The sequence below is a fragment of the Salegentibacter sp. BLCTC genome, from assembly GCF_015143665.1.
GTDB lineage: Bacteria > Bacteroidota > Bacteroidia > Flavobacteriales > Flavobacteriaceae > Salegentibacter > Salegentibacter maritimus.
Genome location: NZ_WYEW01000008.1, coordinates 196,407 through 217,660, shown reverse-complemented (window position 1 = coordinate 217,660; position 21,254 = coordinate 196,407). Strand labels below are relative to the sequence as shown.

Genomic DNA, 21,254 nt, shown 5'->3' with positions numbered 1-21,254 from the left:
GAATATGTTATCTATAATATTTTAAATGGAATATGATATTTTTTGAAATTAATAATCCGGGGTTGTTTCTTGTATGTGTACTCATCTTTTTTGCTGCGGTTTTTCTCAGGTATCTGGTCGCTGCAGGGATTTTTTATTGGTATTACTTTAAGCTGAAAAATAAAAAGTTTAGTGCAAAAAGGTTAAGTAAACGTGGCTTTAGAAAAGGGCAGTTAAAAAGCGAGATCTACTGGAGCATGTGGTCTTCTGTAATTTTCGGTTTTTTTGGTGCGGTAACCTATTTTCTTTGGCAAAAGGGCTTTACTGCCATTTACTTAGACCTCGAAAAATATGGGCTTTGGTATTTACCGGTAAGTTTTATTTTGCTTTCTCTACTGCACGAAACTTATTATTACTGGATACACCGTTGGATGCATAAGCCCGGTGTTTTTAGAAAAATTCATAAAGTACATCACGATAGCCTGGTGCCCAGTCCCTGGACGGCTTTTTCATTTCACCCCTGGGAGTCTCTATTAGAAGCCATAATAGTCCCGCTGTTGTTACTTCTGATACCCGTACATCCAATTGTTATTAGTCTCTATCTAATCTTTATGACATTTAGTAGTGTAATAAATCATTTAGATATTGAAATCTATCCAAAATTTTTTAGGAAAACCTGCTTCGGTAAATTGTTTATTGGGGCTACCCATCATCATTTTCATCACGCCGAGTTTAAGACCAATTTCGGACTTTACTTCACTTTTTGGGATAGATGGATGCAAACCGAAAGCAAGTCTGAGGCTTCCTCTGAGTAAGGAAAGCCCATTTTGAAAAATTTTATAGATTATCCTAAACTTGTTTCAGAGTTTGTACTAATTTTTTTGGAGATTTAAAATGTGAATATTTTAACTATGCTAGAAGCTGAAAAACAAGTTTAGCTTGAGGCTGGTTGCCAATCTAAATTCTTCTCTTACGATTATTTCAGGCTTTTGTAAGCTTTCCGTATCTTGAAGCCAAAATAAAAATTCATGATAAAAAAACTACCTGTTCTGGGGCTGGCTGCAATGCTTGCAGTTGGTTGCGGAAGTGAGAAATCTCTTTTTGGCGGTAAGGATAAGTCGGCCGAAAACATACCTAAAAAATCAACCAACGGTCTCAAATCTTATAATCAGGTGATACCTTCTTCGGCTAAATCAGACGAAGGTCTCTTTACCACACATTTTGTAGACGATAAACTCTACTTCGAAATTCCCATAGATTTACTGGATAAAGATATGCTTTTGGTAAGCCGTATTGCCGGGGTGCCCGATGGGTATGGTGGGGGCTATGTAAATGCCGGTTCTAAAGTAAATGAGCAGGTGGTGCGTTGGACCAAACGAAAGGGGAATATAGATGTTAAGGTAATTAGCTTTGAAAATATGAGTGATGAAGAATCACCTATTTACAAATCGGTACAAGCCAATAATTATTTCCCTATTTTATTTAGTTCAAAAATTGAGACTTATAATGCAGACTCCACAAGTGTGGTAATTGAAGTAGGCGATTTGTTTGAAAACGAAGTAAAAGCCATTAACGGGCTTTCTTCTTCACTTCGGAAACGTTATAAAGTTAGAAGGCTAGATCAAAATAGATCTTATATAGAATCGGCAAATTCGTATCCAAAAAACATAGAGGTTAAACACGTGATGACTTACGAAGCCGAAGAACCACCAACACAGGACCAGGCCGGGACTATTTCTATGATGATGAACCAATCTATGGTATTGTTGCCAGACGATAAAATGCAGCCTAGAATTGCAGATTCACGTGTGGGCTGGTTTACTATAGATAAGTACAATTATAATTCGGAAGAATTAAAAGCCGATGATTATGAGTTAATTAGGCGTTGGCGATTAGTGCCTAAAGATATTGAAGCATATAAACGTGGAGAGCTGGTAGAGCCGGTAAAACCCATTGTATATTATTTAGATCCTGCCACCCCTAAAAAATGGAGGCCTTATTTTAAGCAGGGAATTGAAGACTGGAACGTGGCTTTTGAAAAAGCAGGATTTAAAAACGCGGTTATTGCCAAGGATCCGCCTACTAAAGAAGAAGATCCCGAGTTTAGCCCCGAAGATGTTCGCTATTCTGTAGTGCGATATGTAGCCAGTACCACAAGAAATGCCGTTGGCCCTTCGGTAACCGACCCGCGTACAGGCGAAATTATAGAAAGTGATATTATTTGGTACCACAATCACTTGCGCTCTTATCGTAACCGGTTTATGATTGAAGCCGGTGCCCAAACCGAAGATGCCAGAACCTTAAATACCCCCGAATCGGAAATTGGAGAAATGATGCGTATGGTAATTGCGCACGAGGTGGGGCATGCGCTCGGTTTACCGCATAATATGAAAGCGAGCTCAGCCTATCCTACAGATTCTTTAAGGTCGGCTGAATTTACCCAAAAGTATGGTTTAACTCCATCTATCATGGATTATGCGCGCGTAAATTATGTGGCACAACCCGAAGATAAAGGCGTGCGATATATAAGAATGATGGGGCCATACGACTTGTATGCCATCAACTGGGGGTACCGGTATTTGCCTGAAGCTAAATCGGCTGAAGCAGAGAAAGAAAAATTAGATGCCTGGATATTGGAAAAAGCAGGAAACCCCTGGTATGAGTTTGGAAACGGTTATGGGGGGGTAGATCCACAATCCCAACGTGAAAGCCTGGGAGACGATCAGGTAAAAGCTAGTGAATATGGCTTGGCGAACCTTAAAAGAGTGGTGCCTAACTTAATTGAGTGGACCTCCAAAGATGGCTACGGCTATGAGGATTTGGAAGAGGTTTATAGGGAATTAACCTATATGTGGAGAGGTTATGTTTCTCACGTGGTAACCAATGTTGGGGGCGTTTATGAAACTCGTAAAACCTCAAATCAGGATGGTGTGGTTTATAAAAACGTGCCTAAACAAAAACAGAAAGAAGCTGTAGGGTTCTTGGTAGATGAGGCTTTTAGCACGCCCAAATGGTTGCTTAACCAGGAAATATTAGACCGTATTGAAGCTTCAGGAGCTATAGAAAGAGTACAAAGTTTACAGACCCGTGCCCTTAAAAGCTTGTTGGATGAAGATCGTTTAAACCGAATGATAGAAAATGAAGAGATAAACGGAAATGAAGCTTATACCGCTATTAATTTAATGCAAGAATTACGAAAAGGCATTTTTAGCGAACTTTATAGCCGTAAAAATGTTGATGCGTACCGCCGTAATTTACAACGTTCTTATGTGGATATTGCTTCAAATTATCTCAAAAAAATGAAGTCAGAAGGAAATGAAGCTTTATTAAAATCGGATATATTGCCATTGATGCGTGGTGAGATGCAAACATTAAAGCAAGATATAAACCGAAGAAAATCTGGGGTAAATCATTCGCTTACCAGATATCATTGGAATGATCTAATTGCCAGAATAGATGCTGCGTTGGAGGTAGAGTCTTAATTTTTTTAAATATCAATAGAAACCCCGAAAAGCATAAAGGTTTTTCGGGGTTTTATTTTTTTTACCTTAACTTGTTCTATAAACTTTCGCGATTATTTCAGAATCTATTTAGTAAAGATTTAAAGTTGAAAAAAAGAGCTTGCTTTTAGGTTTGTGAAAAATAACAAACATTTATATTATCCTCTAAAGTTTTCCCTGACGTCAAAAACTATTGCACGGGAAAATCAAAATAAGTTTCAGGGTAGGGCTCATTTCTAAGGGTATAATGCCACCATTCTTCGGAATAAGGTCGGAAACCATTTTTGAGCATAATTCGTTTTAACAACAAACGATTTGCTTTTTGTTCTTTGTTAATTTTATTGGTATTATGGTGGGAAATATCTCCGAAGAAATCATATTTGCTGCCCATATCCAGTTCTTTTCCTGTATTCATATCTATAATAGTGAGGTCTACGGTACTGCCCCTGGAGTGCCCCGATTTGCTGGCTATATAGCCCAACTGAAATAAATCTTTTTTAGCAATTTCAGGGTAAAATATATTTTTGGTAAGCGTGTCTTTTGGATGTCTGGCCCATTCAATAAAATGGTTTACTGCGATTTGTGGCCGGTAGGCATCAAAAATTTTAAGGCAATAGCCTTCCTGCATCAGGTCATCTTGGGCATTTTTTAGTGCTTCAGTAGCCACTTTGGTTAAAATGCCAACCGGTTTATAATAGGCATTCACCGGCTTGCCAATAAAATTATTACTTCCGGCATACCTAATATCCAGCTTTATGTTAGGGATTTGTTCTTTGATATAAACAAAATCTTTGGGAAGTCCTTTTTCCTGGGCCAGGCTTATATTTAAGTTGCATAGGAAAAGGAAAAGATAGGTTAAGTTTTTCATCGTGGCTAAATTTAAATCAGATTACTCGATAATCGAGGCTTAATGTTTGGAGCTTTGCCTCGATATTACAAAAAGTTTCTTTAATGTTTTGTTGACCTGCTGTGAGGTAAGTTACTTAAAATATTATTCCCTGATTTTCATCATACTTTTTTCTTGGTTAAAGGCTTAAATTTAAGCTTATTAATTAAATATTCAGGTCATGGAATTAAAAGGTAAAGTAGCTCTTATAACAGGCGCAGCATCGGGAATAGGAAAAAGTACAGCCTTGGTTTTTGCAAAAGAGGGGGCAAAAGTTTTTTTAACCGATATTAATGAACAAGATGGAAAGGCCTTGGTTGCTGAAATTGAGGAATCGGGAGGAGAAGCTGCATTTCTTAAAGCCGATACCTCTAAGCCAGAAGATTCTGAAAAAAGCGTAGCCCAGGCAGTAAAAAAGTTCGGGCAACTGGATGTTGCCATAAACAATGCGGGTATAGGTGGTCCTCAAAATCCTGTTGGGGAATATGAAATTGAAGCCTGGGATAAAGTAATAGACATTAATCTTTCCGGGGTTTTTTATGGAATGCGCTATCAAATTCCTGCGATGCTTAAAAATGGCAAAGGAAGTATTATTAATGTAGCTTCTATTTTAGGAAGTGTAGGTTTTGCAAATGCATCAGCTTATGTGGCAGCCAAACATGGGGTTGTTGGCTTAACAAAATCGGCAGCACTGGAATATTCGGCGAAAGGAATACGGGTAAATTCTGTAGGACCTGCTTTTATAAAAACACCATTATTGGAGGGGTTGAACAAGGAGCTTTTGGCGCAATTGGTAAGTGTTCATCCTATTGGGCGTTTGGGAGAAGCAGATGAGGTTGCACAACTTTTTGTATGGTTGGCAAGTGATAGGTCTTCTTTTGCCACCGGGTCTTATTATCCTATAGATGGAGGGTATTTGTCTCAGTAAGATTTTAAGTTTTTATTGGTGTAAACAATAAATAGACTGAAAAAGTTTAATAAACTCCTTGCTTTGCTCCAAAGGTCTTTGGGGTTATTGTTAGCATCTACACTGTTTTTTAATCGGTGAACAATCAAAAACCTGAAGATATGTTGAATAAAGCCTAAAATCAAAATTTAGCTAGAAGAAAGTAGACTATCCAGAAAGCCTCTTGCCAATAAAATTGGTTTTCTTTCCCTAAAATATAACTTTATGATTTTCATAAGAAATTGAGAGGTGGATTGCTGTTGAAAAATAGTATTTTAGAACTTTAAATAAGCAAATCTTAACCGAGAATCTAGTTTATATTTATGGTAAAACCTCATGCCAACGAGCTTTCTGAAAAAGAAAAAAATATCCTTACTAAATATGCCTTACAGCTTACCCAAACTATTAGGGAGCCGTTGCTGGTTTTAGATGAAAATTTTTGTGTTTTAAGCGCTACAACCGGGTTTAAGAATAGGTTTAAGCTTATTGGGCAGGCCATGGATGGAGATTCGGTTTTTCACTTAAACAAAGGGCAATTAGATATACCTGACTTTAGGAATAGTCTTGAAGGGGTCTTAAAAACAGGTGAGGCAATTAATGAGAAGACTTTTAGTATTGGTCTTAAGAAGAAAGGAAAAAAGAGGTTTGCTGTAAATATTTCTTTGTTAGAGTCTCCTAATGTGCAGAATATACTTTTGGTTAGCTTTAGAAAGCTAAAGGAAATGAGTAAAACCGACAAGCAGGAGGCTGTTTTTAATCGTATTTTTAAAAATATCCTATCAAAAACTCCTGCTGCTATATGTGTATTACGCGGGCCGAATCATGTCTTTGAGGTGGCCAATGAGAATTATATGAAACTGCTAGGGCATAGGGATATTATTGGTAAGACTGTGCAAGAAGCGATTCCGGAGGTGAGCAACCAGGGTTTTATAGAACTTTTAGATGAAGTATACAAAACAGGAGAACCTTATATAGGTAAGGAAACCCAGGTACAACTCAAAGTAGATGAAGATAAATTTAAAAATTCTTTTCTAAACTTTGTATACCAACCCACCAGAAACCATAAAGGAAAAATAGATGGGATCTTCGCCCATGTGATTGACGTTACAGAGCAAGTAGAGGCACGTAAAGCTGTAGAAGATAGCGAAAAACGCCTACGGGAAGTGATTGATGCTGTCCCGGCAATTGTTTGGATTTCCGATACTAAAGGGCAAACGGTTTACCTCAATAAAAACTGGTATAGTTATACCGGGCAGGACAAGGAAACTTCTGAAGGTTTAGGGTGGTTGGAAGCCATTCATCCCGAAGATAGAGAACAAACTAAATTATCATTCCTGGAAGGTCATGAGCAAAAAAAAGGCTATAGTATAGGCTTTAGATTGCGTAAGAAAAAAGGAGAATACAGATGGGTGTTAGATAAGGCAGGCCCTAAATTTGATTCCAGTGGCAATTACGAAGGTATGATAGGTACCTTAATAGATGTCCATGAAGAAAAAAATAAGGAAGACCTGGTTAGGGAAAAAGATCACCGGCTACAGGGTATTGTAAAAGAGGCCACTGTAGCTACTGCCATTTATACAGGAAAGGAGATGCGCATAGATCTTGCCAACGATGCTATGATTAAGCTTTGGGGTAAAGATAAGTCGGTTATCGGTACACCATTACATAAGGCCTTGCCCGAACTGGACGGACAGCCTTTTTTAGGTTTGCTTAGAAATGTTTTGGATACCGGGGAAACATATTGGGGAAAAGAAGACAAAGTAGATTTAATGATAGACGGTAAAATGCAAACCGGCTATTACAACTTTACCTATAAACCCTTAAGGGACAAAAACGGGAAGATTTACGGAATTTTAAATATGGCAATTGATGTAACAGAATCTGTTACATCAAAAATATTGCTAAAGGAAAGTGAATTTCAGTTTAGGCAAATGGCCGATTTGATGCCCGGAATGGTGTCTAAATCCAACAAGGAAGGTGTGGGTATTTATTTCAATAAAAATTGGCTGGATTTTACCGGAAACGACACTACAAAGCTTAAAGAAAAGGGATGGTTTCAATATATCCATCCCGATGAAAAAGAAGGGTTTTTACGTGCCTGGCAAGATTGCCTAAGTACCGGTTGTAATATGGAGATGCAATTGCGCCTTAAAAATAAAGAAGGGAAATATATTTGGCATCTAAGTAGATGTGAAGCGGTAAAAGAAGACGATGGTTCTATAAAAATGTGGATTTCTGTAAATACCGAAATAAATAAGATTAAGGAAGAGGAAAAGCGGAAAGAAGAGTTTTTAAAAATGGTAAGTCATGAGTTAAAAACACCGGTAACCTCCATAAAAGGCTATGTTCAGCTTTTGTTAACCTTAATCAAAAAACAAGAGGCGGCAGAAGCTTCAAAACTACCTCTAAAACCTTCATTAGAGCGCATAAATCATCAGGTAACCAGGTTAACCCGTTTAATTTCAGAAATACTGGATCTTTCAAGGATTAGGGAAAATCAATTGGAACTAAAAAAGGAAGAATTCAATTTAAACGAATTGGTTCAAGAAACTATTCAGGATATCAATTATACCAATACCCAACACGAGATTAGCTTAGATAGTGATAGTCAGTTTAGGGTGATGGCAGATAGGGATCGTATTGGGCAGGTAATTATAAATTTTGTAATGAATGCTATTAAATATTCTCCGGGGAGCCAGAATATAATTCTTAAAATTACCGGAGAGGGTAAAGATAAGGTAAGGGTAAGTGTTAAAGATTTTGGAATAGGAATAGGGGAAGAAAATTATAAAAAGATTTTTAGGAGATTCTATCGGGTAGAAGTTAAGCGGGAAGAAACTTACTCGGGTTTTGGAATTGGTTTATATTTGGCTAACGAAATTATAGAAAGACATAACGGAGAAATACAACTTAAAAGTAAGCTGGGTGAGGGATCAGAATTTTCATTTATTTTGAACACTACTTGCGTTACTTCTTAATTATTAAATATGGAAAAAACTACAAAAATTCTGGTGGTTGATGATGATTCAGGAATAGGGGAGATGCTAAAAACCTTGCTGGAGTTTTATGGTTACCAGGTAATGGTTACCGAAAAGCCACTACTGGCAGAAGAATTAATTCAACAAGAAAGTATAGACCTGGTTTTATTAGATATGCTTATCTCAGGGGTTGATGGTACCGATGTTTGTGCCGGTATTAGGCAAAACTCTAAAATAGCTCAAACTCCGGTGCTTATGATGTCGGCATTACATGATGCCGGCCCTAAATGTAAATCGGCCGGTGCCAACGATTTTATTGCGAAACCTTTTGAAGTGGAAGATCTTACTGCCAGGATAGAAGCAATTCTACAGAAAAAAGAATAGGCATATAATTTTGTAAATACGGAATATATCCAATAAATTTGGGTTTTAATGGATATATTCCTAAAATATTATAATTATGGGCCAACCACCTTCTATTGAAATTAAACACTTTAAAGAGATTAGGGAAGAAAATAACTTTACCCAATCTGAATTTGCCGATCTTTTAGGGATTAAAAACTCTACTGCCGATATTGAGCGGGGTCGTACCAAGCTTTCGGGCAAAGTGGTGGCCGAACTTCTTGGGCAGTTTGGGGTTAATCCATTGTGGCTTTTTGGGCAAAGTGGGCAAAAGTTTTTACAACTTAGTAAAGGCGATGTTAGCCCCAAGGTAGTGACCGTAGATTCTTCAGATAATGAGAATATGCTCATGGTAAATCAAAAGGCTGCGGCCGGTTACCCCCATAATGTACAGGATGTAGAATGGTATCAGCAATTACCGGCTTTTGATATTCCATTGCCCGAATTTAGAAATGCTACTTATAGGGGCTTCCAAATTGAAGGTGATAGTATGCTTCCAAATTATTATCCTAATGAATGGGTTTTGGCTAAAGCCGTACCCGATTTGGACCAGGCCAGCAACAATAAAATTTATGTAGTGGTTTTACAAGACTCTGTGTTGGTAAAAAAACTACAGAAATTACCTGATTCTTCTAAGATATTATTGATCTCCTTAAATGAAGAATATCTTCCTATTGAAGTGAATATAAATGAAATTCAGGAGCTTTGGCAGGTAAACTCAAAGCTTACTTTTAATCTGGATAATCCTTCAGAAAGCGGTCTTTTTAGAGAGTTAAAACAATCTATGGAAGATCTTAAACGAGAGCTTCGAACTTTTAAAAAACAGGCATAAATAAAAAAAACCTTTTTGATATGTATCAAAAAGGTTTTTCCATTGGTTGGTTAGCTTGTAAAAAAATGCTCTAATCTACGGCATCTTCAATTTCCTCACCAGCCTCTTCAGCAGCATCTTCTACATCGTCTGCTGCCTGTTCTACTCCAGATTTTTCTTCTCTACAAGAAGTAAATACTGCGGCAGTACTAAAACTAATGGCCAGGATTAAAATTATCTTTTTCATCTTTTTTATTTTAAAATGTTGGTTAATTAATAGTCGTCATTACCTTCTACCTCATCTTCTACTTCATTTGCAGCATCTTCTACTGCTTCCCCGGTTTCGTTGGCTGCATTTTCTACAGCATCTCCAACGTCGTTGGCAGCGTCTTCAATGTCTTCTCCAACATTGTCCATATCATTATCCATTTCGTCCATTTCTTCTTCCATCTCCATTTCCATTTCATTTTCTTCCTCCTTTACTTCACGGCAGGAAGTGAAAGCTGTACTAAGGGTGAAAAACATGGCAAGCATTAAAATTGATCGTTTCATAATTTGGTTGTTTCTAGTTTTCAAGAACAAAATTACAGAGGTAAAATTGTATCGTTGATACAAATAACATTAAATTTTTCTTAAAATATAGATAATTTGTCGATATAAATAGCTTTTTAAGATGTAAAATTAATTATCGTCAATTTTGTCTATCTCTTCGTTAATCTCCTTGTTAACTTTTTTATCTACTTTTTCACCGGCACGCTCTAAGATTCCTTTTTGTTCCTCTTCTTCAGGTTCTGGTGCCTCTTTTTGAACTTCAACTTCCTTTACCACGGTTTTTTCCTCTGCAGTCTCCCTACAAGAGGTTAAGCTTAAGGTACCTAACAAAAATATTCCTGTAATAAATACTCGTTTCATGTTTTTATTTTTTTGATTAGTAGATCGAAATTACAATTTAAACTTTATGCTTATTTCTTTTTTAAGAAACTTTAGCAAAATCAGGTAGGTTTTTTAGATATTTCATAACGCTATGGGTAGCCCCGGTATTACTGTTGATGAAGTGGCCGGCTATCATTCCTGTTTTCTCCCTAAAACTTCTGTCGGTAATTAGTTTATTACTTATGTTAGAAAATTCGTTAGAACTGGCTGCCATGAACAATCCCGCTAATTGCCGAAGTTTAATGGCTTCGGGAAAGTTTTTATAGTTTTTACCTATTACCACAGGAGTTCCAAAAGTAGCAGGCTCAAGGATGTTATGAAGTCCCGTAGTACCGGCGGCACCACCTACATAAGCAATATCAGCATAACTGTATACCTTTCCTAAAAGACCAATAGTATCTAATATTAATATATCGTAGCTTTTTAAATCTTTATGTTCTCTTTTAGAATATCTGATATATTTTTTTGTGATTCTCTTTTCCAGGGCCTTTAGCTTTTCTTCCTTTATCTCGTGGGGGGCAATAATCACTTTAAGTTTTTCTGAAGTTGTATTTATAAACGGAATTATAAGCTCATCGTCTTCAGGCCAGGTACTTCCCGCTACTAAACAGGGGGTGTTGTTAATAAACTCTTCGGCGAAATCAAGTTTGTTGTTATGCTTAATTTGTCTCGATACACGATCAAATCTGGTGTCACCACTTAGCGTAATATTATTGAAGCCAATGCTTTGCAGCAAGTCCATAGAACTTTTATTTTGAACAAAAAAGTGATCAAAATTTGAAAGTGCCTTCCTCATAAAACTTCCGTAGCCTTTAAAATAGATCTGGTTCTTCCTAAAAGCACCTGAAACTAATAGCGTTCTAATACCTCGCTTTTTTAATTCTGATAAAAAATTTGGCCAGATTTCATATTTGATAAAAAATGCCATTTTAGGTTGTACAAGGGCTAAAAAGCGTTTCGCATTCTTCCGGGTGTCTAGTGGTAGATAGGTGATTACATCGGCCAACGGGTGGTTTTTCTTATTTTCATAGCCCGAAGGAGAAAAAAATGTGATCAAAATCCTGAATTTTGGAAAGTCTTTTTTTATATCTTCAATAATTGGCAAAGCCTGTTCAAACTCACCTAAGGAGGCAGCGTGAAACCAAAGATACTCTTCTTTAGGGTTAATTTTAGCTTCCAGTTCATTGAAAACCGATTTTCGGCCTTCTGTAAATAATTTTAATTTTTCATTAAAATTGGCGGCCAGCGGAAGTACTCTCTTTGCAATGCTTGTAGTTAGGTTATATAGTGCTCTCAAAATAAGTGGTTTCTAATGCGAAAATAGGTCTTTAATTAAAATTGATTGGCAATAGGAGCTTATTTTGTATTTTCGTGCTACTCAAAAAACTTACATGAAAAAGATACAAATGGTTGATCTTAAGGGTCAATACGAGGGAATAAAAGACCAGGTGAATACTTCTTTCCAGGAAGTGATAGAAAATGCAGCCTTTATTAATGGTCCGCAAGTTCAGCAATTTCAGAAAGATTTGGAAGACTACCTTCAGGTAAAAAATGTGATACCATGTGCAAACGGTACCGATGCCCTTCAAATAGCCATGATGGGGCTTGGTTTAAAACCAGGGGATGAAGTGATAACTGCCGATTTTACGTTTGCGGCTACTGTAGAGGTGATAGCCTTACTTCAGCTTACCCCGGTCTTGGTAGATGTAGAGCCAGATACGTTTAATATAGATCCCGAAGCAATAAAAAAAGCAATAACTCCTAAAACTAAAGCTATTGTTCCTGTTCATCTTTTTGGCCAGCCGGCAAATATGGATGCGATTATGGAAATAGCAGAAGAACATAAGTTATTTGTTATTGAAGATAATGCGCAAGCCATAGGTGGAAATTATCATTCTAAAAATGGAAAGACATATAAAACAGGGGCAATAGGGCATATTGGTGCCACCTCCTTCTTTCCATCTAAAAACCTTGGCTGTTATGGAGATGGAGGGGCCATTTTTACCAATGACGATGAATTAGCACATACTATTCGAGGCATTGTAAACCACGGAATGTACGAGCGTTATCATCACGATGTAGTAGGAGTGAATTCTCGTTTAGATAGTTTGCAAGCGGCGGTTTTGCGTGCCAAACTTCCAAAATTAGATGTTTATAACGAGGCTCGTAAAGAAGCTGCAAATCGCTACAATGATGCTTTTAAAGACGAGGCGCATATAGAAACTCCCGTTAGGAAAGGCGATTGCGATACCCACGTGTATCATCAATATACCCTGAAAATTAAGAACGGAAAACGTGATGCCCTGGCAAAACATCTTCAGGAGAAAGGAATTCCTTTTGGAATTTATTATCCAATTCCGTTGCATAAACAAAAAGCTTATGCCGATTCCAGGTATAATGAAAGTGACTTTCCGGTGACCAATCAATTGGTACAGGAAGTTTTATCATTGCCTATGCATACCGAACTGGATAAAGAACAAATTTCCTATATTACAGAAACCATTAAGCAATTTTTAAACACTTAAACTTTTAAGTATGAAAAAACTTTTAATCTTTTGTTTCGGAATATTTCTGTGTGCCGGGCTTCAGGCCCAGGATTTATATATACAGGCCGGGAAGTTGGTAGATACCAGGTCTGGAAAAGTCTTAGCTGAGAAAACCATTATCGTTTCCGGAGAAAGGATTAAAAGTGTGGAGAACGGATTTGTAGCTCCAGAAAATGAGAAGGATTCTGTAATCGATCTTCGGAACAAGACAGTGTTGCCCGGATTAACAGATATGCATGTTCACCTGGAAAGTGAAACCAATCCGCAGAAATATATGGAGCGGTTTGTAAAGGATCCTGCCGATGCTGCATTTAATTCGGTAGGTTTTGCTAAAACAACTTTAATGGCTGGTTTTACTACGGTTAGGGAATTAGGCGGTAGCGGTGTAAATATTGCGCTTCGAGATGCTATTAACGCAGGAAAAGTGCCTGGGCCTAGAATTTTTACTGCCGGAAAATCCCTTGCAACAACCGGTGGTCACGCCGATCCTACAAACGGGATGAATAAAAAATTAACCGGAAATCCGGGGCCAAAGGAAGGTGTGGTAAATGGCCAGGAAGATGCAGCGAAAGCAGTACGCCAGCGTTATAAAAATGGAGCCGATTTAATAAAGATTACGGCTACCGGCGGGGTTTTAAGTGTCGCAAAAAGTAGCTCTAATCCGCAGTTTACCGAAGATGAAATAAAAGCCATTGTAAAAACAGCTAACGATTATGATTTTCATGTAGCAGCCCACGCTCATGGCGATGAGGGAATGCAACGGGCTATAAGGGCCGGTGTAAAAACTATTGAGCACGGTACCAAAATGAGCGAAGAAACAATGGATTTGATGAAAAAGCATAATGCTTATTTGGTGCCCACCATTACGGCCGGGAAAGAAGTAACCCAAAACGCTGAGATTGAAAATTACTATCCGGCACTTGTAGTGCCGAAGGCCAGGGAAATAGGTCCACAAATTCAGGGAATGTTTGAGCGTGCGTATAAAAGAGGCGTTGGCATTGCTTTTGGCACCGATGCAGGTGTTTTTAAACACGGAGAAAACGCCCGGGAATTTGTGTATATGACCGAAGCCGGAATGCCGGCTATGGAAGCTATACAGAGTGCTACAATTACTCCGGCTATGATTTTAAAAATGGAGAATAAAATTGGCCAAATTGCTGAAGGTTTTTATGCCGATATTATAGCTGTAGAGGAGGACCCTACCCAAAATATAGAAACTTTAAAAAATGTAAAATTCGTTATGAAAGAAGGAAAGATATATAAAAAGTAAATTCCTTAGTTGTTTCGGGCAGAGTCGAAAAGTTTCGTTTGAAGTACATAAAAATAAAAATCCTGAAGTTTATAGCTTCAGGATTTTTTATTTTTTGAAACTGCTTCGGTCTCTTGATATCCATGTTACGACCGTCATCCTAAATTTATTTCAGGATATAACGTATTAGAAGCTGAAACATGTTCAGCTTGACGAAAGCTGGTTATTCAAAGAGCCTACTTAAATTCTGTTTTCTCAGTCCTATATAGAAGCTGAAGCAGTTTCCATTTTTCGGTCTATTTTCTTAACCAGACCCTGCAATACTTTTCCAGGGCCAACTTCGGTAAAGCTACTGGCGCCGTCTTGCATCATATTTTGTACACTTTGCGTCCATTTTACCGGGGCTGTTAATTGAAAAACAAGGTTTTTCTTTATTTCCTCGGGATCGGTTACTGCAAACGTGCTTACGTTTTGGTAAATAGGACAGGTAGGCGTATTAAATGTAGTATTCTCTATAGCTGCAGCCAGTTCTTTTCGGGCCGGTTCCATTAAAGGAGAATGAAAGGCACCTCCAACAGGCAGGATCATAGCACGTTTTGCACCGCGTTCCTTTAAAGTTTCGCAGGCGGCTTCTACTGCTTTTACATCTCCCGAAATCACTAATTGTCCGGGGCAATTGTAATTTGCAGCTACAACGGTTCCTTCTGTTTCAGCACAAACGGCTTCTACTATCTCGTCTTCCAGGCCTAAAACAGCGGCCATGGTAGATGGCTCTAATTCGCAAGCCTGCTGCATAGCCATAGCGCGTTTATAAACTAATTTTAAACCATCTTCGAAAGAAAGCGTGTTATTTGCTACCAGTGCCGAAAGCTCTCCTAGCGAATGTCCTGCTACCATGTCTGGTTTAAAATCTTCGCCCAAAACTTTACTTAAAATAACCGAATGTAAAAAAACTGCCGGTTGGGTAACTTTTGTCTGTTTGAGGTCTTCAGCAGAGCCTTCAAACATTATATCGGTAATTGAAAAGCCTAAAATTGCATTGGCTTTCTTAAAAAGTTCCTGTGCTTTCGCAGATTTTTCAAAAAGGTCTAAGCCCATTCCCGAAAATTGCGCTCCCTGACCCGGGAAGATATATGCTTTCATAATTTTTCAATTTAGATTCGGCTAAAATAGAAATAATAAAAAAGACCTCATAACAAATGAATTGCCAGGAGGTCTTTTAATTGTAAAATCGGGTATTTTTTAAAGGTTCAATTTGCCTTTCTCCCCAATTTCTTTTTTATCACCGGTTATGGCCGCAGCCCCAATTTTTAAAAAAGTTACAAATTTGTTTTGCTTGTTATCCCAGAAATAAGCTTCTTGAGGAACCACTTTTATAGCCGTTAAATTGGGGTCGTCAACTCCATTAAACCAGGCATCATCCATTTTTCCGTAGAATTCTTTTAAAACACCTTTGTTGGTTTCAATACTGGCCTTTCCATAAATGCTAATAAATTCCATATCTGAGGTGTCACTAAAGAGGAGTTGTACGTCGTCGTCTTTTGCGATATCTCCATTATGGTCACTATCTAACCTGCTAAAAAACCAGATATTTCCTTCTTTATCTACTTCTTTGGTTGTCATAGGTACGGCACTTAGGGGCTTGTTGCTAAAATCTGTAACCAGCATGGCCGTTTGTATGCTGTTCACCATAGTTTTCATCTTGTCTAAAGCCTCGTCTTTATTCAAATTTTCTGTACTCATCATTTTTTAGTTTAAGTTGGAAATTGAATTTAACGAGGATATTAAGCTATCTACGCTAAGAAAGTACTAAAAGAATAATATGGCCTGTTAAGAATTGTAAAATTAAGTGTATTGCTTTATGATGTTGGTAACCTGTGGCTTATATCCCGCACCAAAAATATTGAGATGAACCAATAAATAATAAAGTTGCCAAAGTGGGATACGATTTTTAAATCCTGCTTCTAAAGGAAACTCTTTTTCGTAGCTATTGAATAATTCCTTATCAAATCCGCCGAAAAGCTGCATCATAGAAAGGTCCATTTCCCTGGGGGCAAAAGAAGTGGCCGGATCTATAAGGCAGGGATCGCCGCTTCCATTAACCAGGTAATTGCCTCCCCAAAGATCGCCGTGAATTAATGCAGGATTTTCATTGGGGATTATTGTTGAAATGTTTTTAAAAAACGAACCGGTAGCACCAAGGTCAAAACCATTATTTTTCGCCAGTTTAAATTGAGGTTCCAGTCGCTGGGAAATATAAAAGTCAGCTGCCGAAGCTGCAGTATTATTTTGTTGCGGAAGACTGCCAATATAATTATCCCGGTGAAACCCGAATTCTTTGGCAGTAGTTTTATGTAAGGCTGCCAATTGCCGGCCAAAATCCTGCCAGAAAGTAGATGACTTGGTAGCACTTTCTTTGTGTTCCAACAACAAATATGAAAAAGATTCAATTTTACCAATTCCTAAAACATCAGGAACATCAATTACTTTCGTGTTTTTAAGCGCTTCCAGGCCTGCCTTTTCAGCTTCAAACATACCGGGAAACTTTTCGGCATTATTTAGTTTTACTACCTGCTTTTTCTCACTAAATGTAATGAGATAAACATCATTAATATCGCCGCCGGTAAGTCGGCTAAATTCGGCGTTGTTTAGATTATACTCTTCAGCTATTTTAAAGAGAATGTTATCTTCTAACATAGGTTAGGTAAGTAAAGGCGTAGTCGTGCTTCTCATCCTTAGGATGAAACTCTTCGGCTATTAACTTCCATTTTTTTTCATCTATTTCGGGAAAAAAGGTATCAGCTTCAAAAGTACCGTGTACACGCGTAAGTTCTATTTTATCGGCTACCTCCATCCCTAATTTATAAATTTCGCCGCCGCCAATAATAAAAGGTTGGGGGTCTATTTTAGCAAATTCAAGCGCCTTTTCTAACGAAGAGGTAATTATAGCGTCTTTTTTTAGATAATTATCATTGCGTGTAATTACAATATGTGTACGGTTGGGTAGCGGTTTTGGAAAAGATTCAAAAGTTTTCCTGCCCATAATAATATGGTGCCCGGTGGTAAGTTTCTTAAAACGCTTAAAATCGTCTGGTAGGTGCCACACTAAATCCCGGTCTTTTCCCAGGGCATTATTTTCCGCAGCAGCGGCAATCATGGTAATCATAGTTTTAGGTATTGTAAGGTTGATCCGGTTTATCGGGCTGGTCGGGTTTTGGTTTAAATCGCTCGTTGTCTGCTTTTAATTCAGGTTTAACCTCCGGTTCAGCAGTATTTTTATGCAAAGGAGGGTTTGCAGGGAAATCCTGCTCTACCTGTTTTTGCATTTTTGCAATCTTTTCCTTTTGTTTTTGTACTAATTTACTCATTTGTTTATCCTGCCATTCTTTTCCTAAAAACTTATTGGTAATAAAAACATTAAAAACGTGGGCTAAAAGTAGAAAGCTCCAAATTAAAATTGCCCAAACAAACCAATTATAGCCAAGGGGCATAAAGTTTTCTTTGTAACCAATCACTACATTTAAAACAATAAGGAAAACGGCACCAATAAGAAAAATAATAAAATGTTGAAATAGCCTCTTTTTTTGAAGTGTACGTTTACGCGCATTTTCATAGAGTTCTCGCTGCTCGGCATCGAGTTTGGAAGTGTTTTTCTTTTTAGAAAACATAATAAGAAGTACTTTAGTGTCTATACCAAATTTACAGTTTTCGTTAACAATTTACATAGGATTATGGAGAATTTAAGAAAAGGATTTCCGGTATTGGAACAATACACTTACTTAAATACCGCAGCTTCAGGTTTATTGCCCGAAGCGGTTTGGGAGTTTAGGCAAAATCATGACCTGGATTTTCTGCTAGGGGCAAGTGTGTTTAAAGAAAAACAAGCCGAAGTACTAACCGAAACCCGTGAATTGGTAGGCGAAGTCTTTAAGTGTGCCCCGGCCCGGGTGGCCTTGGTTCCTAATTTTTCCTTTGGGATTAATACTTTATTGGAGGGGCTGGATAAACACCCAAAAGCGCTCTTGCTTAAAAATGATTATCCGTCATTAAACTGGGCAGTCACATCCAGGAATTTTGAAATTGAATACGCCGAAATTAACGAAAACCTTGAAGAAAATATAGCTGAAGCCTTTAAAAAGAAACAACCCGATTTTTTTGCTTTTAGTATTGTACAATATCTTAATGGTATAAAAATAGACCTTGGTTTTGTTAATAAACTAAAACAAGAATATCCTGATACCTTATTTATTGCCGACGCAACCCAATATTGCGGTACCGAAGAATTTAATTTTGAGGAGAGTGGGCTCGATGTGCTTATTTGCAGTACTTATAAATGGTTAAATGCCGGCTATGGCAATGCTTTTATGCTCTTTAAAAAAGAAATGGAAAATAGGATTAGTCCAAAAACTTTAGGTTTTGGCTCTTTACGGGGTAAATACAAAGCCCATGAAGGTAATTTTATAGGGAAATTTGAACCGGGGCATCAAGATACCTTAAATTACGGAAGCTTAGCTGAAGCCTTAAAATTGATCAAAAAAATTGGAATAAAAGAAATTTCCGTAAGAATTGAATCTTTAAGCAACAAGGCTAAAAGTGAATTCACAAAAATGGATTTACTGGAAGAAAGCGTGGTAAATAGAAAAATACATTCTTCAATTTTTAATATTAAAGGAGGAGAAAAATTATTCCAGCATTTACAAAGTAAAAACATTATTACTTCTATGCGGGGTGGTGGGGTTCGTGTAAGTTTTCACTATTTTAATACTGAAGAGGAGCTGCATTTCCTCCTAAAACAATTAAGGGAGTTTGGGGTTTAATGCTTTTTCCTAAATACATAGTTTTTAAACCAGTTATCCTGGTCCTGAAAACTGGTTTGAATCTCTAAACCGGCTTCTTTCGCCAGCCAGGCTACCACGGCATCGTCGTATTTTTGGGAGATTTCGGTGTGTATGCTTTCCCACGCATCAAAACATACCTCCAGCTCCAGCTTTTTAATAGCCACTTTTTGCTTTACTCTACTTACCAAATAGCTTTTTGCGGTTCCGGTTTCGGGGTCGTAGGTTTCCCAGTGTTTAAAATTGCCTAAATTAAAGTTGGCGTCTAATTCTTTATTTATTCTTGCCAGTAAATTTTTGTTGAAAGCTTCTGTAATGCCGGTCTTATCGTTATAAGCGTCTAAAATCTTTTGCGGATCTTTTTTCTGATCAAAACCCATAAATAGACGGTCTTCAAAATTCATGGCTTTTTGAATATTACGAAGAAAGTTTATTGCGTTTTCGTGTAAAAGATTCCCAATATTGGAGCCCAACACCAGGATTACTTTACGGCGATTGTTATAATCGGCCAGGTTTTCGAGGGTTTTAAAATAGGTGCCCTGTTGAATTTTTACCTTCACTTCGGGTATTTCATTCTTTAAAGAATCTCGTAATTCTTCCAGTACATGCTGACTAATATCTATAGGTAGATAATTGAAATCGTATTTTTTAGCTACCAAATGTTGTAAGAGGATTTTGGTTTTTTTTCCGTCTCCTGCTCCTAATTCAATAAGGTCAAATCCTCCTTCTTTATTAAATATTTCGGCAATAGCAGCTTTATGATGCTCCAGTATGTTTAACTCGCAGTTAGTAAGATAGTATTCAGGCATTTCCATTATTTGCTGGAAAAGTTTATCCCCTTTTTGGTCGTAAATATATTTGGAAAGTAAATATTTCGGAAAACTGGTTAGGCCTTTGTAAACGTCTTCTTCAAACGCCGATTGGAATGTAGTAGGTGTGGTTTTCATTTAGTTTTTTGGTTATTTGGCCAGTCTTAATCCCGTAAATTGCCAGCGTAAATGTGGATGAAAAAAATTGCGATACGTGTGGCGTGTATGCTTTTTGGAAGTGGCAACTGAAGCTCCTCGTAAAACTTTTTGGTTTACCATGAATTTTCCGTTGTATTCACCCAATGCGCCTTCAGGCCTGGTGTAATTAGGGTAGGGCGAATAAGCACTTTCTGTCCATTCCCAGCGGTATCCCCATTTAAAATATTTTTGTGCGGTTTCCCATTCAAATTCTGTGGGTAATCTTAAACCTTTCCACTGCGCAAAAGCAAATGCTTCATAATAAGAAATATGACTTAATGGAGCTTCCGGGATTAGTTTTGTAAGTCCGTTTAAAGTGTATTGATGCCATTCTCCATTTATTTTGTGCCAGTAAAACGGAGCTTCAATTTTATTAGAATTAATCCAGTCCCAGCCTTCGGCGTGCCATAATAGCACATCTTTATAAGCCCCTGATGCAATGAATTCAATAAACTCGGCATTGGTAACCAGTTTATTTGAAATTTTAAAATCATTTAGGTAGACCTTGTGAGCCCCCTGTTCGTTATCATAGTAGAAGCCATCAGATTTATGGCCTATTTCATAAACACCTTTAGAAATTGAGATCCATTCCTGCTTAAAATCCTCGATGGGATTTTCTTTAAACTGATCGTTATATTCCGGAAATAGTGGGTTGTTTCCAAGAATATACTTGATATCTGTTAATAAGAGTTCCTGGTGTTGTTTCTCATGATGGCAACCTATCTCAATTATGCTGCATAAGTCTTTAGAAATACTGCTCTCCTGAAGAAATTGTTCTATAGCTTTTGAAACATAATTTCGGTATTTATAAACCCAGGCTACCGTTGGTCGCGATAAATTACCACGATTGGTCCTTATTACTTTATCGCCTACACTTTCGTAGTAACTATTAAAAACGTAAGCCGAATGTTTATCGAAAAGTTGATAATTTTTTAGGTGTGGTTTTAAAACAAATTCCTCAAAAAACCAGGTAGTATGCCCAAGGTGCCATTTTGGGGGCGACACATTTTCTATTGGTTGCACCACATAATCTTCTGTTTCCAAAAAGGAACAAATCAGTTCAGATTGTGCCCTGGTTTTATTAAAAAAGTCGAGTAATTGTTTTTGTGATTGCATAAAAAAGAGTGATACCTTTTTGGGTATCACTCAAATTTACAATTTTTTCTTTCGGTCTAAAACTTA

At 37.5% G+C, this 21,254-nt stretch carries 21 protein-coding genes; 9 read left to right on the top strand and 12 right to left on the bottom strand.

Annotation, left to right across the window (positions count from 1 at the left end):
• Nucleotides 1–32: 32 nt before the first annotated feature.
• Complete coding sequence (locus GUB10_RS11930; protein WP_193711683.1) at nt 33–794, top strand: sterol desaturase family protein; 762 nt, start codon at nt 33–35, stop codon at nt 792–794.
• 213 nt (nt 795–1,007) lie between these two features.
• Nucleotides 1,008–3,461, top strand: coding sequence for a zinc-dependent metalloprotease (locus GUB10_RS11925; RefSeq protein ID WP_193711682.1), 2,454 nt, complete (start codon nt 1,008–1,010; stop codon nt 3,459–3,461).
• A gap of 208 nt (nt 3,462–3,669) precedes the next feature.
• On the opposite strand, the gene GUB10_RS11920 is transcribed toward GUB10_RS11925, so the two are convergent.
• Entirely contained in the window at nt 3,670–4,347 is a 678-nt protein-coding gene (locus tag GUB10_RS11920) for a M15 family metallopeptidase (RefSeq protein ID WP_193711681.1), read from the bottom strand.
• Nucleotides 4,348–4,546: 199 nt separating this feature from the next.
• Here GUB10_RS11920 and GUB10_RS11915 point away from each other — a divergent pair, with 199 nt between their 5' ends.
• The 4 genes from GUB10_RS11915 to GUB10_RS11900 all read left to right on the top strand — a co-directional run bounded on the left by GUB10_RS11915 (nt 4,547) and on the right by GUB10_RS11900 (nt 9,523).
• Nucleotides 4,547–5,293, top strand: coding sequence for an SDR family NAD(P)-dependent oxidoreductase (locus tag GUB10_RS11915; protein ID WP_193711680.1), 747 nt, complete (start codon nt 4,547–4,549; stop codon nt 5,291–5,293).
• A gap of 341 nt (nt 5,294–5,634) precedes the next feature.
• The gene (locus GUB10_RS11910; protein ID WP_193711679.1) at nt 5,635–8,289 is read left to right on the top strand and encodes a PAS domain S-box protein; all 2,655 of its coding nucleotides are present in this window, start codon (nt 5,635–5,637) and stop codon (nt 8,287–8,289) included.
• A gap of 9 nt (nt 8,290–8,298) precedes the next feature.
• Entirely contained in the window at nt 8,299–8,673 is a 375-nt protein-coding gene (locus GUB10_RS11905) for a response regulator transcription factor (RefSeq protein WP_193711678.1), read from the top strand.
• Between the two features lie 76 nt (nt 8,674–8,749).
• On the top strand, nt 8,750–9,523 hold the full coding sequence (locus GUB10_RS11900) for an XRE family transcriptional regulator (RefSeq protein WP_193711677.1): 774 nt from the start codon (nt 8,750–8,752) through the stop codon (nt 9,521–9,523).
• A 70-nt stretch (nt 9,524–9,593) separates the two neighbouring features.
• Here GUB10_RS11900 and GUB10_RS11895 read toward each other — a convergent pair whose 3' ends face one another.
• From GUB10_RS11895 to GUB10_RS11880, 4 genes are all read right to left on the bottom strand, one after another.
• The gene (locus GUB10_RS11895) at nt 9,594–9,749 is read right to left on the bottom strand and encodes a hypothetical protein (protein WP_193711676.1); all 156 of its coding nucleotides are present in this window, start codon (nt 9,747–9,749) and stop codon (nt 9,594–9,596) included.
• 26 nt (nt 9,750–9,775) lie between these two features.
• Nucleotides 9,776–10,054: a hypothetical protein gene (locus GUB10_RS11890; RefSeq protein WP_193711675.1), complete on the bottom strand. Its 279-nt coding sequence runs from the start codon at nt 10,052–10,054 to the stop codon at nt 9,776–9,778.
• A 129-nt stretch (nt 10,055–10,183) separates the two neighbouring features.
• Nucleotides 10,184–10,414 carry a hypothetical protein gene (locus GUB10_RS11885; RefSeq protein WP_193711674.1) on the bottom strand — a complete coding sequence of 77 codons (231 nt, stop codon included), beginning with the start codon at nt 10,412–10,414 and terminating at the stop codon, nt 10,184–10,186.
• Nucleotides 10,415–10,475: 61 nt separating this feature from the next.
• Nucleotides 10,476–11,732 (bottom strand): 3-deoxy-D-manno-octulosonic acid transferase, encoded by a 1,257-nt coding sequence (locus tag GUB10_RS11880; protein WP_193711673.1) that lies wholly within the window; start codon nt 11,730–11,732, stop codon nt 10,476–10,478.
• A 94-nt stretch (nt 11,733–11,826) separates the two neighbouring features.
• Between GUB10_RS11880 and GUB10_RS11875 the strand changes: the two genes are divergently transcribed.
• Complete coding sequence (locus GUB10_RS11875; protein ID WP_193711672.1) at nt 11,827–12,960, top strand: DegT/DnrJ/EryC1/StrS aminotransferase family protein; 1,134 nt, start codon at nt 11,827–11,829, stop codon at nt 12,958–12,960.
• Nucleotides 12,961–12,970: 10 nt separating this feature from the next.
• Complete coding sequence (locus GUB10_RS11870) at nt 12,971–14,251, top strand: amidohydrolase family protein (protein ID WP_193711671.1); 1,281 nt, start codon at nt 12,971–12,973, stop codon at nt 14,249–14,251.
• A gap of 240 nt (nt 14,252–14,491) precedes the next feature.
• Here the strand turns inward: GUB10_RS11870 and fabD are convergent, their stop codons facing one another.
• From fabD to GUB10_RS11845, 5 genes are all read right to left on the bottom strand, one after another.
• Nucleotides 14,492–15,373 carry an ACP S-malonyltransferase gene (gene fabD / locus GUB10_RS11865; protein WP_193711670.1) on the bottom strand — a complete coding sequence of 294 codons (882 nt, stop codon included), beginning with the start codon at nt 15,371–15,373 and terminating at the stop codon, nt 14,492–14,494.
• A gap of 99 nt (nt 15,374–15,472) precedes the next feature.
• Complete coding sequence (locus GUB10_RS11860; RefSeq protein ID WP_227740380.1) at nt 15,473–15,976, bottom strand: pyridoxamine 5'-phosphate oxidase family protein; 504 nt, start codon at nt 15,974–15,976, stop codon at nt 15,473–15,475.
• A gap of 99 nt (nt 15,977–16,075) precedes the next feature.
• The gene (locus tag GUB10_RS11855; protein WP_193711669.1) at nt 16,076–16,927 is read right to left on the bottom strand and encodes a fructosamine kinase family protein; all 852 of its coding nucleotides are present in this window, start codon (nt 16,925–16,927) and stop codon (nt 16,076–16,078) included.
• Entirely contained in the window at nt 16,914–17,396 is a 483-nt protein-coding gene (locus GUB10_RS11850) for a dihydrofolate reductase (RefSeq protein WP_193711668.1), read from the bottom strand. The genes GUB10_RS11855 and GUB10_RS11850 overlap by 14 nt, the downstream gene beginning before the upstream one ends.
• Nucleotides 17,397–17,400: 4 nt before the next feature.
• The gene (locus GUB10_RS11845; RefSeq protein WP_193711667.1) at nt 17,401–17,898 is read right to left on the bottom strand and encodes a 2TM domain-containing protein; all 498 of its coding nucleotides are present in this window, start codon (nt 17,896–17,898) and stop codon (nt 17,401–17,403) included.
• A gap of 63 nt (nt 17,899–17,961) precedes the next feature.
• Between GUB10_RS11845 and GUB10_RS11840 the strand changes: the two genes are divergently transcribed.
• Nucleotides 17,962–19,047 (top strand): aminotransferase class V-fold PLP-dependent enzyme, encoded by a 1,086-nt coding sequence (locus tag GUB10_RS11840; RefSeq protein WP_193711666.1) that lies wholly within the window; start codon nt 17,962–17,964, stop codon nt 19,045–19,047.
• Here GUB10_RS11840 and egtD read toward each other — a convergent pair.
• A complete protein-coding gene (gene egtD / locus GUB10_RS11835) occupies nt 19,044–20,012 on the bottom strand; it encodes an L-histidine N(alpha)-methyltransferase (protein ID WP_193711665.1) in 969 nt (322 codons plus the stop codon). The genes GUB10_RS11840 and egtD overlap by 4 nt on opposite strands.
• A 12-nt stretch (nt 20,013–20,024) precedes the next feature.
• Nucleotides 20,025–21,188 carry an ergothioneine biosynthesis protein EgtB gene (gene egtB / locus GUB10_RS11830; RefSeq protein WP_193711664.1) on the bottom strand — a complete coding sequence of 388 codons (1,164 nt, stop codon included), beginning with the start codon at nt 21,186–21,188 and terminating at the stop codon, nt 20,025–20,027.
• Nucleotides 21,189–21,254 lie beyond the last annotated feature (66 nt).

What these genes read in the sequence shown, in the direction of transcription:
- GUB10_RS11845 (WP_193711667.1), bottom strand. Translation starts at nt 17,898, where the DNA reads ATGTTTTCTAAAAAGAAAAACACTTCCAAACTCGATGCCGAGCAGCGA.
- egtD (WP_193711665.1), bottom strand. Translation starts at nt 20,012, where the DNA reads ATGAAAACCACACCTACTACATTCCAATCGGCGTTTGAAGAAGACGTT.
- GUB10_RS11875 (WP_193711672.1), top strand. Translation starts at nt 11,827, where the DNA reads ATGAAAAAGATACAAATGGTTGATCTTAAGGGTCAATACGAGGGAATA.
- fabD (WP_193711670.1), bottom strand. Translation starts at nt 15,373, where the DNA reads ATGAAAGCATATATCTTCCCGGGTCAGGGAGCGCAATTTTCGGGAATG.
- GUB10_RS11925 (WP_193711682.1), top strand. Translation starts at nt 1,008, where the DNA reads ATGATAAAAAAACTACCTGTTCTGGGGCTGGCTGCAATGCTTGCAGTT.
- GUB10_RS11855 (WP_193711669.1), bottom strand. Translation starts at nt 16,927, where the DNA reads ATGTTAGAAGATAACATTCTCTTTAAAATAGCTGAAGAGTATAATCTA.
- GUB10_RS11850 (WP_193711668.1), bottom strand. Translation starts at nt 17,396, where the DNA reads ATGATTACCATGATTGCCGCTGCTGCGGAAAATAATGCCCTGGGAAAA.
- GUB10_RS11915 (WP_193711680.1), top strand. Translation starts at nt 4,547, where the DNA reads ATGGAATTAAAAGGTAAAGTAGCTCTTATAACAGGCGCAGCATCGGGA.
- GUB10_RS11885 (WP_193711674.1), bottom strand. Translation starts at nt 10,414, where the DNA reads ATGAAACGAGTATTTATTACAGGAATATTTTTGTTAGGTACCTTAAGC.
- GUB10_RS11895 (WP_193711676.1), bottom strand. Translation starts at nt 9,749, where the DNA reads ATGAAAAAGATAATTTTAATCCTGGCCATTAGTTTTAGTACTGCCGCA.
- GUB10_RS11905 (WP_193711678.1), top strand. Translation starts at nt 8,299, where the DNA reads ATGGAAAAAACTACAAAAATTCTGGTGGTTGATGATGATTCAGGAATA.
- GUB10_RS11890 (WP_193711675.1), bottom strand. Translation starts at nt 10,054, where the DNA reads ATGAAACGATCAATTTTAATGCTTGCCATGTTTTTCACCCTTAGTACA.
- GUB10_RS11920 (WP_193711681.1), bottom strand. Translation starts at nt 4,347, where the DNA reads ATGAAAAACTTAACCTATCTTTTCCTTTTCCTATGCAACTTAAATATA.
- GUB10_RS11870 (WP_193711671.1), top strand. Translation starts at nt 12,971, where the DNA reads ATGAAAAAACTTTTAATCTTTTGTTTCGGAATATTTCTGTGTGCCGGG.
- egtB (WP_193711664.1), bottom strand. Translation starts at nt 21,188, where the DNA reads ATGCAATCACAAAAACAATTACTCGACTTTTTTAATAAAACCAGGGCA.
- GUB10_RS11910 (WP_193711679.1), top strand. Translation starts at nt 5,635, where the DNA reads ATGGTAAAACCTCATGCCAACGAGCTTTCTGAAAAAGAAAAAAATATC.
- GUB10_RS11840 (WP_193711666.1), top strand. Translation starts at nt 17,962, where the DNA reads ATGGAGAATTTAAGAAAAGGATTTCCGGTATTGGAACAATACACTTAC.
- GUB10_RS11900 (WP_193711677.1), top strand. Translation starts at nt 8,750, where the DNA reads ATGGGCCAACCACCTTCTATTGAAATTAAACACTTTAAAGAGATTAGG.
- GUB10_RS11930 (WP_193711683.1), top strand. Translation starts at nt 33, where the DNA reads ATGATATTTTTTGAAATTAATAATCCGGGGTTGTTTCTTGTATGTGTA.
- GUB10_RS11860 (WP_227740380.1), bottom strand. Translation starts at nt 15,976, where the DNA reads ATGATGAGTACAGAAAATTTGAATAAAGACGAGGCTTTAGACAAGATG.